Source organism: Acanthopleuribacter pedis, from assembly GCF_017377855.1.
GTDB lineage: Bacteria > Acidobacteriota > Holophagae > Acanthopleuribacterales > Acanthopleuribacteraceae > Acanthopleuribacter > Acanthopleuribacter pedis.
On sequence record NZ_JAFREP010000024.1, the window covers coordinates 23,568 to 40,722 of the forward strand.

Consider the following 17,155-nt stretch of genomic DNA (forward strand, 5'->3'; position numbering starts at 1 on the left):
GGCAACTCCTGTAGGAATCAGGAAGGTTTTGGAAGTGCGCGGTGGGACAAAGGCACCCGATGAACAGGTGGCGCAACAGGCAGGGTTTGCAGGTCTCGTGAACGGTTCGCACCCATTGGATTCAAGGTCTCAGGTGCAACAAGGGTTTGGGCGGGTGGAAAAACGCCCACCACGTCTTGCGGCGCTTCTTCGCCGGAATGAAGCGAGCCGACAGGCTGGGAGGCGGCGTCAGTCATCGTCACATTCTCCCCTTGAGTTTCAAAATCCCAAGTGCATGGTTCGATGTTTTGTACTTTCGTTACGAGTGATGTTACTTGATCGGCCAAATAGGGCTTCCATGTTTGCTTAGCGCCATTTTGGTCAATCATAAAATAGAAATCAGAGACGTTGACGGTCTTATCCTCCCCTTCAATTTTCAAATTGGCGCTCTCACTGGTTGTCAACCGAGTGGTAAAAACATTAGCAGCGTTATTTTGATTAAACGAATAGACAGACCACCCCTTTGTGACCTTTGACGCATCTGCAACAACAATGGTGTGATCGCCGATGTGATCATCGACCACAACGCCCGCACTATAACCGCCATGCTTTGTGTATTTCCCTAAAATTTGTAAAACTTGGGCACTCGGATGACCCGCGGTTGTCGTACCATGATCAGCCGAAGCGACAATTGCCGCGGGTTGCGTCAATGCTGTAAACTTACCCAACGCATGAAAATGCTCGGTCGTTACTTTCTTTTTCTTTGAGTTTCTCGTAAGACCGCCACTTCTACTTCGCTTTCTTTTTGAAACAATGCTTGCTTGATAGCCATCAATTACACTTTGATCAACGCCCTTAACCTCACCCTCTTGTAACATGGTGGACCGTGCCCCATGATGAGGAACAGACATCATCAGTACGGGTTTTAAAGGACTCTTTCCTTTCCACTTATCCAATAACTTGTTCACCTCAATCAAGGTGGATTGCGTCGCGTCTCCGGGGAGAATCATTCGCTTACCTTTAAAATCGATGACAACAACCAAAGAACAGGTATTGATACCGTGGGCGTCCATCTTCCCTGTAGAAACATTGGCAATAAGTGTACGAATCTTTACACCATCAATGTCCTTTATAAAAGGCAGGGCATTTTCATCAACCCCTTCTGTATAACGGTAATTCGTCAAATTCGATTCAAGCGTTGCAACATTCATTTCGTCAATAAATTTGATATCCTCAACTCGCGCCTCTACTTCTTCCAGTGCAGATTTGGAACCCTCCATATCATCAAAACCCCATGAATTCTGGAGACCGCCTTTAACGAACTGTTTAATAACATATTCTGCATCTTTATCTTTTTTATCTTTATACCCTTCTTTCAGCAATTCAATTAAAGATGGATAGAGAAACCAATGATCGGCATCTGCATGAGAAGATATGGCTAGATCGATTATCGGGTCATCTTTTTTCTTCGCTTCCCGTGCAACAAACTCGATTGCCTTTTGCGCTCTCTGATAATGAATACCCCCTTTCTTGGGTGCAGCGCTCGCCTCAATACCAAAATCGATTAATACCATACTTTCGGGTTTTCGATCCTCCGGTTTCTTCTGCCACTCCGCCTCGGTAAAGGTTTCCAGAACATGGGCCATGCCTTGGCCACACCACAAGGCCGATAATTGAATCCCCGCCGCCTCCGCCATTACTCCGCCTCCCCTGTTCCCTGTTGGATCCGCGCCGGTCGTGACGCACGGACCAACCGGGTTTCCTGCCGTTTTTTGGTTTTGCCTTTTTCTTTGACCTTGATGTCCTCGAAGGCCGCGTACCAGCCCAGCTTGGTGTCCGCGCTTTGATCCGGGTTCCCGAACAAGATGATGTCGTTGTGACCCGGCGGGAATGACCAGCCCAACACACGCACCGCGAAATCGCGCAGGCGCAGCAGGTACTGCACGCCCTTGTCGTCGCGATAACATTCGAATTGCGCGGTGCGGAACCCCAAATCCAACATGCCCTGCAGCGGCAGGTTCATGCCGACCGCCTCCGAAACCCCCGGCAACGCCAAACCCAAGAACACCGCCGGCGCATTTTCAAAAGCACCCGGTGACCAGGCCGCGATCATGCGTAAGGTGATCCCCATCGAACCGGCCAAGGCGCCCAAGGTCCCCACATCCAGCTCATACACCAACCCAAACCACGGTGCGCTCAAGCGCCCCTGGCGCAGCGGCGCGGCGATGGAAACATAACCCGCGCTTTCCGGGCTGAAGCGGAGCGGTTCCGGCAGGCGTGGATCGCTGTCGCGGTTGGTGGTAGGAGGAATGCCCTCGGTAATCCAGGGATCGGGGCTGCTGATCAGGTCGACCAAGCGCAGCGGGAAACGAGCGAACAGGGCATCCTCGCGCGCGGGGCTGTGGGCGGTGTCCAAGCTGAGGTTGTCGTCGACGATGCCGAAGCTCAGGTCGCGCGGGTCGGCCAAGGGAAAGGCCATGCTAATGGCGTAGTTGGCGAACAGCAAACCCCGTGAACCTTCCGGTACCTCGGCCTTGGGATTCACGCCCTCCGGTTTGGTTTTGTCGCGCGCGTCGCCGTCCAAAGCAAGGGCGTCTTTCTCGGCGCCTCGGACGGTGCCGTCCACCGGCCCCCAACAAAAGGGATCAAAGAAACCGCCCGGTTCCTTGAAGCGCAGGCGGCCGTCCATTTGGAACAAGGTCTGCACGGTGGTCACATCGGCCTCGGGATCGCAGGCGCGCACCACGGCCATACGCACGCTATCGACAGCCACCTCACTCAGTTGCCCCATCGACAGCCGCATCACACCAGGATCGCGCATGCGGAACAGGTAGGTGCCGCGCGGCGTGCCGCCGTCCAGGCTTTGCTCCTGGTAGACGCCGTCCAGCATCAGATTGTTGCCGTGGGCGGTCGGGGTCAGTTCGGTTTGGGTGCCGAACAGGCGGTTGACCAGCAGTTGCGCGGTGGCGGTGAAGTCGGTGGTCAGGCCGTTGGCGAAAGCGACGGTCAGTTCTTGAACTTTAAAGGCGAAGTTGACCGTGTCGCTGTCGAAGGTTTGGTCGATGGGATCCTGGTAATCAATCAGCCCGAACGAAGCGCTGACATCAAAGGTCAGGCCGCCTTTGCCGTCGGGCTTGAACCCGGTGGTGGCGAAACCGAGGTGGTGGCCCTGGAACAGGGCCGGGTCGATGCCGGCGGCCAGCGGTTGCAGCGGTTCGGGCAGGCTGGTGAGCGGCACCTCGCCGTTGAGCGCGAGCACGCCGGTCCAGGCCGGGTCGTGGACCACGTCGACGAAGTTGGCGTAGGGTGAATGGTCGCCCCGCGCCTCGGCCAAACGGACGGCGCCTTCGGCGTCGGTGATTTGTCGCAGGATTTGGTTGCGCACGGTGTTTTGGTGGGCGCCCGCCGCCTCCGGCCACAGCCAAGCGCTGGTGTCGTCGACCAGGGCGCGCAGGCCGCGGTCGGTGACGAATTTGAAAATCAGCCGGGTATCGCGGTTGACGCCGGTCCAGTTGCGCGGGCTGAGGCGGAAGGTCCAGTCGCCGACCACCGCGGTGAGCAGACCGCCGTAACGACGGAACAGGTCCTGCTGGGCAGGATTCGGTTTGGGTTGGACGCCGTCGAGCATGGCGTTGAATTCGCTTTCGGTTTTGTAGGGTTTGGGATGGGCGGCGACGGCGGCGGCGACCGCGTTCACCACCGCGTTCCAATTGGGATCTTGGTCCGGCAAGTCGGCCATCAAGGCCAAGGTGTTTTGGCTGAGTTGGTAGGCGACCGAGGCCGAACGCATCAGGGTGTCCGCGTCACCGAGCACCATAAACAGGTTGTTGCTCATCAGCGCATCGCGGAAGGGTCCCTGGACGGCGGTGAAAAAGAGGTCGGGGGCACCGTCGTCGTTGGATCCGGTGTTGCCGATCCCGAGCCAATCCCAGGGCGCGTCGTCCTTGCCGTATCCGATGGTTAGGCCGGAAGGCGAAACCACGGCTTGGTTGTCGCCCGGCGGCGTGACTTGGCGCCTGACTTGGCGCGTAGCAGCCTGGTCGGCGGCTGCAGGCTGGGTGCCGCCGCCGGCGGGCTGGGCGTTACCATTCGGGGTCAGCGCGGTGATCCTTTGCAGCCGCGCCGGGGCAATCGCCTCGTTTTCCAAAACTTGCGCCAAGGGGATGCGCGCCGCGGGCAGCCCGGCGTAACCCAGCATGGGGAAGGCGACGTCGGGGTTGTAGGAATGAAGCAGCGCGGTCGGCATTTCGAAAAAAGACAAAAAGGCGTCTGAGGCGGCGGCGTAAAACAGCGCGGCTTCACTTTGCGCATAATAATGAATGTTTTTGTCGGGACCCGTGAACCACAGCCAGGCCGTGGTTCCCAGTTCGGTGAGCCATGGCGCCGCGGGCGCGGGCTCGGCGTCGGTCCCCGCGCCTTCCCCCACCCCGAATTGCAGGCGCGCGGCGGCGACCGCGGTGGTCGGGGCCGCGCCCGCGTCGGGTGCATAGGCGGCGTGGCCGGCGCGAAACCACAGCACCAGGTTCTCGTCGGGAAAACCGACATATTCGGCACCGTTCATGCCGCAGAGCAGGCGTTGGTTCGGCGTCCGACGTGCCGCCGAGCCGGCGCTTGGTTGGGCCGCCGGAACGGCGCTTGGTTGGGCCGCCGGGACGCCGCTTGGTTCGGCAGCGCGTGGGTCTTCCTGCGACGGCCGAACCTCGGGACGGGGGCTTTTCAGCGCGGTGAGATGGAAGTCACCGTCCGGGGTGAAATAGTGGGTGACGGGTACGCTGCCCGGATCGCCGCACACTAGCGGTTGTACCGCCAACACAAAACCGGGCGCCTCGTTCACCCCAAGCTTGGGGACCCGCGCGGTGAGGTGAATCCCCTGCCCCGTTTGCTGGGCGAAACCGGTCTCGAAAACCACGTGGTTCCGGGTGTGGTTGTGGGTGAGGTACAGTGACAGCCGCGAACTGAAGCGGTCCAGCGGCCGGAAGGGATCCATCGAGGCGTAGAGGGTAATCGGATCGCCGCCCACGGGTTGGATCAAGGGTTCGGTGCGCAGCACCGTGACGGTGCCGTCACGTGCCTCGCGGTCCGGCGCAAAAAACCGTTGGCTCACGCCGAGTTTTTGCATGGGCGAGGCTGTCCCCGCGACGGCCGCGGCGAGGGTGGTGTTCCACACCAAACAACCGCCGCGGTAGGGGCTGTAACTCACCCCGGCCAAACCCTCGCTCGCGATGAACACACCGTCCTCGGTTTGCAACCGAAGGGCATTTTTCCCTTCAAAGGTCAGCGTCAACCCGTAGAGTTCGTTCTTCTCTGCCGTAGCCAGTTTGCAACCGGCCGAGACCGTGGTTTTGACCCCGTTCCAATCAAAAAGGGCACCGGACCACACCGACAGGCCGCCGTGGGGCCCGACCGCGGTGGCGACCAGGGTGGTGCGCCAACGGGTTGGGTCGGCGTCGGCGTCTTGGATCCACACCAACCGTTGCGCCGCCGGCGGTTGGCGTTCCAGCCAGGTCTCTAGCGATTGGCCAAAGGCGGCGCCGTCGGTGATGTCCGTGTCGCACCAAAACCAGACCGCGCCGTGATCGGCGAGGGACGCAGTTAAGCTGACCTGGGACCCCGCCGAAAAACCGGGCGAACGGCGGTAACCGCCTCTTTTTGAGCCGTCCCAAAAGTAAAGCGCCGAATCGCCGTCTTGGGCGAATACGGGTGAGGGCTTGCTCACCGCGAACCGCCGCGGCCAAGGTCGAGCAGGTCGCCGGCGAGCAGCGGCAGGCTGCTGTAAGCCGCGTGGGTCGCCGGCACCCAATCCAGCCGCACCGGATTGGCGGCGCCGACATCGTAGCGATCCGGGTAGTTCAGCAAGGCGCTCTGAACGCCGCGTTCCATGCGCAAACCCGTGAGCGGCAGCGCCAGATCAGGCGGGTTCATGGCGCGGGTGGCCAGCAGACCGGCCACGGTGGTGCCGAGCGAAACCGTCATGGGCGCACCGCCCAGGGTCACGCGGATCGCCGGGGTGAGGGTGGCACGGCCGCGGAAGTACAGGGCCCCGACCCCGTCGGGGATGTCGCCGCCGCCGCGAATGGTTTTGGTGGCCGAATCCAGCAGCGAAAGTTTGGCGGCGGCCAGAATCAAGGTATTGTCGCCGGGGCGTGGGCTGCCGGAATTGGCGGCCTCGTCGCCGGGGAAGTTTTGCGGGAAAAGCAGCCGCAGGAAGGGTTGCCGCATGGCGAGCGCCCCGCTGTCGATCAGGCCGCCCGCGCCGGCTTGGCGACCGTCGTTCAAAGGTGGCGCGGTGACGGCGGTCCCGCCTTGCGAAACCAACCAACCGATGAAGGCGTCCAGCGCGGTAAAGCCGCCTGGGGCGGCATTGATGTGGCTGATCGCGTATTCGGCGACGGCGCTGGGCACAAACCCGTTGAGGTATTCCTGGTTGGGCGTGGCGCGGCCCAGCGTTTGGTAGGCGGCCTGTTCGGCGCGCAACACCAGGCCCGGCGTCAGGTCGACACAGCCGTCATCGCCACTGAACCCGTGGGTGTACAGCAAGGTTTCGGCAAAGGTTTGCGGCATGGCGCGGGCAACGGCGGCGCGTACGGTCTGCACCCCGAACGGGGTCGCCCCGGCGGTTTCCAGGGCGGTCAAAAAGTCTTTGAAAGTCCCGAACAAATCGGCGCGAATCGCCTCACCGGTGAAGGTCCAGGGATTGGGCGTGCCGTCGCAGGCAAGGGTGAGGCTGTAGCTGTAGCGCGGGTGGCGTTGCGAATCCACCGCCGCCAGGGTGAAGGGCCCGTTTTGTGGGAGTGGGTTGGCGGGCGCTTGGGCAAACAGATTGGGCAAACCGAGGGTGATGGTGTGGGCGCTTTGGTCCGCGGCAACCGCCGGATTCAGCCAGGGGATGGACACATTGTTGTCCGTCGCCATACCGGGGTACCAACCCGCGCGGAACACGGCCTGCGCCCGCGCGGGCCCCAAGCCCCCTGGCAAAACCGCTTGAACGACAAGGGTTGTGTCCGCGACCTTGGGCGAAGTGGTGATGGCAAAAGGTTCCGAACGGTACCAGGGTTCGCCTTGCTCCGCGCCGTTTTTGACCAGCACCATGCGGTAACCGGTCGCGGTCGGCACCGGGGCGAAGCGCACCGCCAGGGTACGGCCGTCGTAGTGAACCGACAAGGCGCCGGGTGTGCCGATCGGGATCGGCGTCGGTGTATTCCAAGGTCCGGTCAAGGTGACGTCGGAGCCACCGGTAGCGCGCACGCGGAAATGAAGATCGCCACCCGCATTTAAGATCCCGTCGGGTACGGTATAACGCGCGTCGGTCGTGTCGGCTTGGTGCAACAGCGCACGCCCCTGGCTGATCTCAACGGCATAACCGAGGTTGGTCACGCCGGTAAGCGCCTCCCAGCTCAAGGTGCAGCCGGCGCCGGTCGCCGTCCAGGTCGCCTTGGCCCGCGCGGGGGCGGCGGTGATCGGCGCCACGACGGCGGCGGGACCACGGGTTTCGTGGCCAACCGCTTGAAGCGCCAGGGAAACCGAGCCCAGTTCATCCCAGGATCGCCCGGCCGGGGCAAGCAAAAAACCCGCGGTGCCGGGCGACTCGCCGTCAATCGGAGCGAACCCTTCACCCGCGGCGGTCAGGCGGTAACCTTCGGCGCCGGTATCGGCCACCGCGTCCCAGCTTGCCGTCAAACGCGGGCCCTCGACGGACACCGCGGTCGCCGTGGGCACGCTCGAAAGGATCGCGCGCGGATCGCCCGGCGGACCTATGTCGGCCCCGCGCGCCGAGGCCGCGCACAAGGTATACGCCGTGCCGGCCGCGGCGTCCGCCAACACCGTTGTTTGGTAAAACCCGCTGCCGCCGCTTTCCGTGTCGGTAAGCGGGTTCCCATCGGCGTCGTTGAGGCGAATCACCGCGCCGGTGCTCGGCCAAGGCCCCGCCGGCGGGGTCACCCGCGCGAACACATGCAGGTCAGTGGCCACCCAAGCCGTTTCAATCGATACCCGGCCGGGCGAACCCAGCAACAGTTCCATCGGCAGACCCGGCACGCCGATGGCTTGGTCGTCGCCGGTCCCGGTCGATTCGGCCAAAGCCAGACGGTACCGCCGCGCGGGGTCGAAGCTGCCGTTAAGCACAAAAGGCACGCGCCGCTGATCGTGCACCAAGGGTTGACTGCCAATCATCACCGGATCGGAAACAGCAACCTTAAATCCTTCACACAACACCACGGCCACGTATTCGGTCGTGCCGTCCCCACCCTGCAGCTCCGGGGTGCGCGCTGTCACCGAAAGTTGGCTTTCACTGCAGGCCGTCACCTCCAGGCCGCTGAGGACCGGACCTTGCGGAGAAATGGGTTGGCCGGGCTGACCCGGTTGACCCGGCCCTGTCTTGGACCCGGTCCCCACCAGGTTGGAGACCGAAAAAGCCTCACTCCAGACCCCGGTACAATCCTCACTCAGCCCAACCGCTTTAATCGTATATTGGGTGTCACTGAGCATGTTGTCGTTCACGGAAAACGTAAAGGTACCGGTATCACCCGTCTCGGGCCACTGACTGTTCCCCACCGCATTCTCCAACTGAAACTTGGTCGAAGATGGCGCCGGCGCGGAACAAGGCGGGGTCCAGGAAACCGTCACATTGGTGCCGTCAAAAAGCGCACTGACGATACTCGGCGGGTTGTAAATGACATTGACGTGGTTGCTGTCTACCCCGCCGCCGCCGTTCGCTTGTTGCAGGCGCATGATGTAGGTCGTCGAAGGGTCCAGCTTCGTCCCGGATGCCGTGTTCCACGGCAAGGTGACATCAGAATTCGTCAAGCAGCTTTCGGATCCCCCGGAACCGGGAACGGCAACCCCGGCCGACGTAAAAAGGGCGGGTTCAGACGAATTCGAGATATCGTTGTAATAAGACACGTTAAAGCTGGGGGTAACCCCACCCTTGGTGCATTTCACGGTAATGGTCGTCATGGGTAAGGGACCTCCGTCGACCCGCCCTGGTAAGGCGTGGTGGTGGGATTCGGTTCAAAACGTCGCCGTTTTCAAATAGGACGAAGCACCACAAGAATCAGGATGTCATAGGCTAATGAACCCAGCATAACGGCGAGAAAACAGCAAAACAAGAAATTTCAGCCGACAACCGCCGATACAAAAATTCCCGGCGCCACAAAAATAATCATCTCATCGCGGCATTGGGTAAACCGCGTGGTCAACCAAACACCGGCGCCATAGCCGACCCGAGCCGCTCCAAAAAGCGTTTTCTCCTTTATTCTTCAGGCAGATGCAGCCCGTGACCTGTCACCGAAAAACACACAGGTGCAACCGCCACAGATACAGCGTGCCTGCCGCCACGCGTCAATTCAGCCAAAGGATGGCTTGCGTATTTTTTTATGGCCGCGTAAAACGCTCAATTTAAATATTTTATAAATTAATATTGCGCAAAGGATTTTCGCGCTTACTTGGCACAAATAATGGTAACAGGACCTTGCCCCCCTCATGCGTCCGCCCTCCTTGGCCATGGCTTTTCAGGCACATCCCAGCCCTAGCCCGCATTTTTCACAAAGATTCGCCGCGAGAAGCTGAAAGCTTACTTCCACTTCGTTTTCTCGGTCTGTCCCCCCTTCGCCGGTGCGCCGCGACGCCCGTCTCCGGCTTCCCTCATAAGCCTTGTGCCACCAGACTTTAGACAGGCTCGTCACCAACGCCGGAAAAAATGCGGGCGCGAAACCGTCCCACCCCAATCCAGGAGAACCGCCCCATGATCAGCCGTATCTTATTTGTTCCCGCCGTGCATGCAACCGCCGTCGTACCTTATATCCCGCCCGGCTCGCCCTTTGGCTGGGCCGCGGTGAGCGCCGCGGTCCTTGCCTATTACCGCGTGATTCCCCCTGTTTCCGATGTGGAACACTGGGGTCACCACCTGCTCAACAAAAACCCCGAGGTCAGCCAGTGGACCCACGACGAGCAGCCCATCGGGCGCATCGACAAAGCCCTGGCCGGCACCTATGCGGGCCAAGTCCTCAAACGCCGCGACAACATCACCCAAACCAAATTCAAACACCTCGTCATCCACAGTCTGAGCGCCGACAAACCGGTCATCGCCGGTATGAGCGTCCCCCCGTTCAACACCGGTCACGCGCTTTTGATCTACGGCTACTACAACAAATCCATTCTCTATTCATGCCCCCGCAAAGGAAACCAGGCGGCGTCCTTCGAGGCCTTCTACAACAACCTCACCAGCAAACGCATGTCCTTCAATTACCTGTACTTCACCAAACAACCACCACGCCGGGAAACCTGCGCCGCCACACCGAGTGGTTCTCCCGACCAACGCGCCGCCAAGGTCCCCTTCCCGCGAAACCCGATGTTGCGCCGTTCGGCAAGCGCGGCCACCGAGGCCCACCCGGCTTTGGCATGTGCCGGCAGTAAGTAACCAGGCACCATCCTGAAACCCCGCGAAGAAAACGAAAACAACCGCTATTCAACCTAAGGAGGCGCTGAAGCGAGAGATTCTGGCTAAAGACCTAAAACGAAATGTTTGGAAAAGTGGGCCGGGGTCGCGCACGACCCCACCCACGGGATGCGATGAGCATGTTCACAAGCCGTTGTGGCCCAGGTTTAGCGAAAGTCACCGCGAGCTATCGCGCTTCTTAGGTTGAATGCCAATCCTTGCGTCTGATATGATGCCTCACCTCTTTTTTTCAGAAAAACCCAAAGGAACCCTCATGAAGAATTTATTCAAACTTCTTTCATGTGTTTTTCTGTTTTTTATCGTCACAAGCTCTAGTTCCGGTCAACTGCTTTGGTTCTTGAACCAATACGCCGAAAATAAAACCTATCGTTGTGAATGTCATTGCGCCATCGTTTACATCCAATGCAAAACCTTTTACTGCCTTCCTGAGCTTATTCCCAAAGCGACCTGCACAACGATGTTTCAGGACGAATGTAGCGACAGTGGATTTGGTGACCCCTGTTGGGACTCAAGGGACCTTTGCGAGGGGTCATGCGGACCCAACTAACAAGTGGCACCTTTTGGCCGTACCTTCTCCTGCTGACCTTTTCCTGTTATTCCCTTGGCGGGGCGCCGCGTTCGCCAACAACCACGCCCAAACCACCTAACGCTGCCACCTTCAAAGATGCGCGTTTTATCACCGACATTTTCCCGTTTCAGGTTGCTTTTTCCTTAGAACAGAACAACGAGATTCTGTTCGAAAATCCTAAAGTGGCGTTGATGACGGAAACCGGCTACTTTGTGAGCAATGATAAGGGTGACCGCTTGGTGCGATACCACTTAGACGGCAGCTATGATCGCACCGTAGCCGTGGCGGGCGAAGGTCCGGGCGAATTGGGTCGGCTAAGCTTTGCAACCAAAATCTTCGACGGTCACGTCGGCTTCTACGATATTGGCCGGAGCCAAATACTCGCTTACTCGGAAAAGGGTGACTATCTTTGGTCCTTGAATTTGAGATCCCTCCAACTCGAAAACCAAACCGTTCTCGCGGTGGGCAGTGCATTTGCCTGGCCAAAACGGGACGCGCTCCTTCTCACCAATGTTCATCATCCAAACAAACCGGAAACCCAAGGCGTAAAATGCCGGGTTTCATGGCGCTCACCCAACCAAATTTCCGAACTGACCCCACTTGCTTGGATCAATAACAGACCCATCGAATTTGAGAAGAAGTTCGGCTATGGGGTCGTCGATCAACTCGCCGTGTTAGGCAACGTTTACTGGGTGGGTTGTAACTTTTTACCCGAATTCGCCATGATTGATGATCAAAACGAACCGCGCCTTTTGCGGACACAAAAAATCACCACCCCGCGTGCGTTAACCAAAGAACATTACAGCGATTTGGACGCATCAGATCGTCGCGCGTTAATGCGCTTGCGCAATCTCAACGGAACCATCCACAAAATGTTGGTCTTCGATCAAACGGTCTGGATCAAAGTGGGCGCAATTGGCTGGGTCCCCTTCGATCACCAAGGAAACCAGCTTTCAAAAAATCGCATCAAATCGCGAATCGGCAGATTCATGGATGCACGGGGGGATACCGCGATGGTGATTGCGTTGCGGCGCCATGTGGAACAGTGGGCGTCGTTCTTCGACGAATCTTTTTCAACCGCTTCAGACCATGATGATGCCGACCCCGACCAACCCATGATCCTGCTGATGCGCCTCAAAACGCCCTACCGTTAACCCATCGAATCAGAAAAACCAAAAACCCGCTGAGCGTGAGAAGTGCTCAGCGGGTCTTTCGTCTAAAAGCGACACCCGGATTTTATCCGAATGCCGCTTCTTTCATTGCAGCGGCGCCACTTGGATTAGGGTTGGCCCGCCGGTTGGCGGATTGCCGCCACCATGGCTTCTGCGACCGCACCCGCCGAGGCCGGGTTTTGGCCGGTGACGACGCGCTCGGCGACCGCCACGTTTTCCGCCCAATTTTCGGCGCGAATGAACCGGGCCGCTTTGGCCAGGAGCGCGTCCTCCAGGACGTAGGGAATTTTGTCGAGCGTGTTGAAGGCCACTTCCTCCGCGCGGGTGAAGGAGGTCACGGTGCGACCTTCCAACAGCGAACGGCCGTCGGATAAGGTCACCGGCAACAGGCCGGCCGGACCGTGGCACACCGCGCCGACCACGCCGCCCGCCTCGTAAATGCGCGCGGTGATCGCCGCGGCGCCCTCGTGTTTGGCCAGGTCAAACAGCACCCCGTAACCACCGGGATAAAACACGGCGCTGTAGTCCTCGGCCTTCAGCTCGGCCGCGGGTTTGGTGTTTTGGATCGCCTTTTGGAACACGGGATCGGCATGCACCGCCGTATCCACCTTGTCCTCCGCGTTTTGGCCGTACACCGGCGCGGCGCCGCCTTGGATCGAAGCCAGTTGGTAAGCGAAACCGGCTTCTTCAAACACATGTAACGCGTGGGTCAGTTCCGTGGAAAAGGTGCCGTTGGGTTCACCGGCAAGCTCGGCGTGGTTGGTCAAAAAAATCAAAATCATGGGTTGGGTCCTTCCTTCGTGTTTTTGGGCCACGGCGTGAACGCCGGCCCCCAGTATAAAAAGCGTGATTAGTAGTAGATGTTTCATGCAGATTCCCCCGCATCGTTGTGATGAACCCATTGTGCTGCATTGCCAAAAATCAAAGAACCCCCTAAAATGGCAAAACATTATTGCAGTTTTGCAACAATTGAGGTGTTCGATGAACCAACCTTTTGACGGCATCGCGGAACTGGTGGCGGTCGCGGAAAGCGGCGGTTTCTCCGCGGCGGCGCGGCGGCTGGGCGTCTCCACCTCCCATGTCAGCCGCAAGGTGGCCGCCTTGGAAGACCGGCTCGGCTTAAGCCTCGTGATCCGCACCACCCGCCACGTGCGCCTTACCGAGGCGGGTGGCCGCTACGCGCAACGGGGCCAAGAAATGTTGCAGGCTTTGGACGCGGCCAACCACGAGGTGACCGGACGCGAGCCGGCCCTCAAGGGAACCCTGCACATCACGGCGGCGGGTGAATTCGCCGAAAACTACCTGGCCGCGGCGCTGATCGCCTTCGCGGGCACCCATCCGGGGCTCAACTTCCGGCTGAACTACACCTCCCGCTACGTGAACCTAATCGAGGAAGGTTTTGATTTGGGCATCCGCTACGGCCCGCTGCCAGGAGCCGATTTAATGGCGCGCAAGTTGGTGAACCGCGACATGATCGCCGCCGCGGCGCCCGCCTACCTGGCCGAAATGGGCGAACCCGATCACCCCAATGCGCTGGTCGACCACCGCTGCCTGCTCACCAACAGCGATCAGTGGCGGTTTCAGGAAAACGGGCGCGAAATCAAGGTGCGGGTTGGTGGTCGCTGGCGCTCCAACAGCGGGCGCAACATCGTCGCCGCCTGCCGCGCCGGTTTGGGGATCGCCTACATGTCGAAGTCCAGTTTCGGCGACGCCCTCCACGACGGCAGCCTGGTCCCCCTCCTGCGCGATTTCGGTGCCGCGGCTAACACGACCTGGCTGGTCTACCCGGCCCAAAAACACCCGCCCGCACGGGTCCGCCTCGCCGTCGCGTTCCTGGTCGATTGGTTCAAAGATTGGCACGAGGACCACGGCGATCCCCACCGCCCCGCCGGTCGCCCTTATATATAATGATAGGAACCCGGACGCGGACAACCTCACGGCTTAACGCGGTCGGTCGCTTCGCCCCGGTCCCAACCAAGCCCAATCACCACGGGAAACACCGCTCGCAAGCGGGTAGCGTCACCCAGCCACCACCCTCTTTGCGCGCCCTCGAGCAACAGGCGCACGCGCGCCGGGTTTGGCACGCCCAGCCCCAAACCTCGCACCATTCCATTCACCCGAATCGCGCCTTTTTGGTGTGCATAGCTTAATTTTTTCGCGAACCGACCAAAACCATGTCACTTTTTCTCTTTAGTTTGCGTCTTTAATGTTCGTTGAGCGGCGACCATGCGTTATTTCCACCTCGGCGCCGCGCTGATTTCGGTATTCACTTATTACATCCAAGCCTCCACGGTTCACCCGATCTCGATCCGCCTTGGGATCTGTTGTCTCAACGCGTCGGTGGCGCCGTGTGGGCACACGAAGGGATTTATGACTTTGTCCATGCGTTTGCTTTTCATCATCAGTGCCCTACATACCCTCTGCCTCTTTGCCCAGGTCCCTCCCCATGAGCCCATCGCGCTCCTCGATATCCAGTTCGATTCGAGCGGCAACATATTGGCCGAATCAGGCGAACAATTCGTGCACGGCCGCGACGCAAGCGGTTGTTACAAAGACGTTTACCAGGACGGCATTTTTCTGGAACGGCGTGACAATCAGCCCTGCCTGCAAACCGGCGCCTTTTTGCGAACCAAACTCTCCCGCGCAGGTTTCGGTCTCAGCCTTTCGGGGCCCACGCCCACCTTGTCCCGCGCCGGGTTCGGCAGCAACATCGGCGCCGCGGCCTTAACCCCTTTTCGCCAGACCCGCGACAACCGCGCTTTGTTCCTCGCCTCCGCCGCCTCAACCGCCTTTGGCGATACCGACATGCTGTACCTGTTCAGCCCAACCGGCAGTAACGGCCAAATGGAGCAGGTCTGGTCATTCAACCCCAACCCCGGCGCGGCGCCGCCCATTCGCGACCTGGCCGTGGTCGATGCCGACGACGACGGGACCGATGAAGTGGTCACCGCCCACACCAACGGCACCGTCTCCCTAACCCACGCCTTCACCACCGAACCGGCATGGACCCTGGCTTTTTCCGCCGAAGGCCTGATTAACATTCAAGTTGCCGATTTCGGCTGGGGTGAGCCCACCCTGCTGGTGCGCTTGGAAAATGAAGTGCGCTTCTTTGGGGTGCTCGACCCCGCCGTGCAAGCCAATCCGCTAACACTCGCCGGGCGCGGTCCTATCACCGTCGCCAACTTCGACGCCGACGCGGACCTTGAGTTCCTGGTGGCCGACGAAACCAATCCCCGTATCCACGATCTGAATGGTGATTTGGTGGCCATCTTGCCCCACCCGCTCGGTCGCTTTTACGGCTTGGCCGATGTCACCGGTGACGACCGTCCCGAGTTGGTGGTCGCGACGGACACGCTTGGTTATTACGACCTGACCACCCATGCCTTCCAAACGCTGGACATCGCCATCAGCGAAGCCGTCGGCGCCATGACCCTCGCCGACCTGAACGACGACGGCAAGGCCGAAATCATCCTTGGCTCAAGCCATTGGGACGGTATCCGCGCCTACGACGTGACGACCTTGTCGCAAATCAGCCGCCTCAACAGCCGCGGTTACGGCGTCGATCAATTGCTGGTCGCGGGTGACGAACTGTTTTGGTCGACCGGGGGCGGCTCCACCGCGACCGACAGTTTGTTCAGCGTCCCAAGCGCGGACCTCGTCCAAAACGCTCCGGCGGTTACCCCGGTTGTCAGCCCGGCCCTTGCCGGCCCTTTCACCGCGCGCGCCACGGTTCATGGCGAAAACAGCACCGACCTTTTGGTCGCCACCCAACAAGGTGACACTGAAGGGGCGACGGTGATGCTTCTGGATCCGATCACCAACACCCGCCGCGTGCTTTGGACCGCCCGCACCCCGAACCAACGCGGTTTAACCGTGGCCGACGCGCTCACCGCGAACTTGGACGAAGACCCGGCGCTGGAATTGGCGCTGCTGGTGGTGCAGGTCGACCGCACCGGTTTGATCGTGATCGACCGCGACAGCGGCCTGGTAGAGTTCGAGCATTACGATGTGTTGCCCGCATCCTTCTTCGAGAACCCCGCCGGTTTGCGGCTGCACCGCGCCAATGTCTCGCGCTTTGACGGCACCGAACTCATCGTGGCCACCAACCACGGCATTCGCGTGTACTCGTGGAACAGCTTCCTAACCCTGCTCCAGCTCGACCCGACCCCGGGCGATCACTTTACCGAGGTGGCCACCATCGATCCCGGTGACGGCGGCCATGAACTGCTGGCGTTCACCGAGGGCCGCCGTGATGTGGTCTTGGTTGATGTCGACAGCCCGCAACGGGAACCGGTGCGACTGTCGGTGGATTACCCGCGCGCGCTGCACACGGTCGCCGCCACCGACAGCTTCCCGGCCCAAATCGCGGTCGGCACCCGCGACGGGGAAGCGATGGTGTTCAGCGGTCCCGATTTCGCGCGCACCGCCTACCAACAGTTCCAAACGCGCGGCGGCATCACGGCGATCACGGCCATGGAAGAGCCCGCGGGTCCCCATGCTTGGGTGATCGCGGGTCCCTATCTGACCGAAAGCCGGTCAAACGACCTCTCGGCTGAGAACTGGCGCCTCACGGGCATCGACGAATCCGCGGCCAAACGCCTGCTCACCGTCGACACCAACAGCAACGGCGCGGCCGAGCTGGTGCTCGCGAGCCGCCACGGCCTGACCGCCTGGGAATTCGCCGCCTGCAATCGGCAAACCCCCTGGGTGGAATGGAACGCGGGCGTGACCTTGTTGGACCTGGTCAACCGCATCAACTGCGCGGCGAGTGACAACCTCCAGTAATTCATGAAGTACACAGGGCTCCCCGCCAAGCCTTTCTGGTTTGATTCGTTTTAGATCGGGTCACCATCAAGCCAAACCCGAATCGGGGGCCCTGGTATTTCATCGAAATGCTTCGACCCTTGCGGCATCTGTCCGTCGTCAATTATTGAGAAGAGGGACCGCCGGATTTCCAACCGCCGGCGCGGTTGTTCCGTGGAA

General features: G+C 60.1%; 8 protein-coding genes. 4 read left to right on the forward strand and 4 right to left on the reverse strand.

Features of this window, described 5'->3' with window-relative positions; translation table 11 throughout:
• Positions 1-17: 17 nt before the first annotated feature.
• The 3 genes from J3U88_RS23060 to J3U88_RS23070 are packed head-to-tail and all read right to left on the reverse strand — an operon-like array spanning position 18 to position 8,931.
• A complete protein-coding gene (locus J3U88_RS23060; protein ID WP_207861352.1) occupies positions 18-1,676 on the reverse strand; it encodes a ComEC/Rec2 family competence protein in 1,659 nt (552 codons plus the stop codon).
• Positions 1,676-5,695, reverse strand: coding sequence for a hypothetical protein (locus J3U88_RS23065; RefSeq protein WP_207861353.1), 4,020 nt, complete (start codon positions 5,693-5,695; stop codon positions 1,676-1,678). The genes J3U88_RS23060 and J3U88_RS23065 overlap by 1 nt, the downstream gene beginning before the upstream one ends.
• A complete protein-coding gene (locus J3U88_RS23070; protein ID WP_207861354.1) occupies positions 5,692-8,931 on the reverse strand; it encodes a hypothetical protein in 3,240 nt (1,079 codons plus the stop codon). Before J3U88_RS23070 ends, J3U88_RS23065 begins: the two co-directional genes overlap by 4 nt.
• 787 nt (positions 8,932-9,718) lie before the next feature.
• On the opposite strand from J3U88_RS23070, the gene J3U88_RS23075 reads away from it, so the two are divergent.
• Positions 9,719-10,393, forward strand: a complete 675-nt coding sequence (locus J3U88_RS23075; protein ID WP_207861355.1) for a papain-like cysteine protease family protein — start codon at positions 9,719-9,721, stop codon at positions 10,391-10,393.
• A gap of 570 nt (positions 10,394-10,963) precedes the next feature.
• Complete coding sequence (locus J3U88_RS23080; protein ID WP_207861356.1) at positions 10,964-12,154, forward strand: NHL repeat-containing protein; 1,191 nt, start codon at positions 10,964-10,966, stop codon at positions 12,152-12,154.
• A 125-nt stretch (positions 12,155-12,279) separates the two neighbouring features.
• Here J3U88_RS23080 and J3U88_RS23085 read toward each other — a convergent pair whose 3' ends face one another.
• Positions 12,280-12,954, reverse strand: a complete 675-nt coding sequence (locus tag J3U88_RS23085; protein WP_207861357.1) for a type 1 glutamine amidotransferase domain-containing protein — start codon at positions 12,952-12,954, stop codon at positions 12,280-12,282.
• A gap of 199 nt (positions 12,955-13,153) precedes the next feature.
• Between J3U88_RS23085 and J3U88_RS23090 the strand changes: the two genes are divergently transcribed.
• Positions 13,154-14,080 carry a LysR family transcriptional regulator gene (locus J3U88_RS23090; RefSeq protein WP_207861358.1) on the forward strand — a complete coding sequence of 309 codons (927 nt, stop codon included), beginning with the start codon at positions 13,154-13,156 and terminating at the stop codon, positions 14,078-14,080.
• A gap of 318 nt (positions 14,081-14,398) precedes the next feature.
• Complete coding sequence (locus tag J3U88_RS23095; protein ID WP_207861359.1) at positions 14,399-16,957, forward strand: hypothetical protein; 2,559 nt, start codon at positions 14,399-14,401, stop codon at positions 16,955-16,957.
• Positions 16,958-17,155 lie beyond the last annotated feature (198 nt).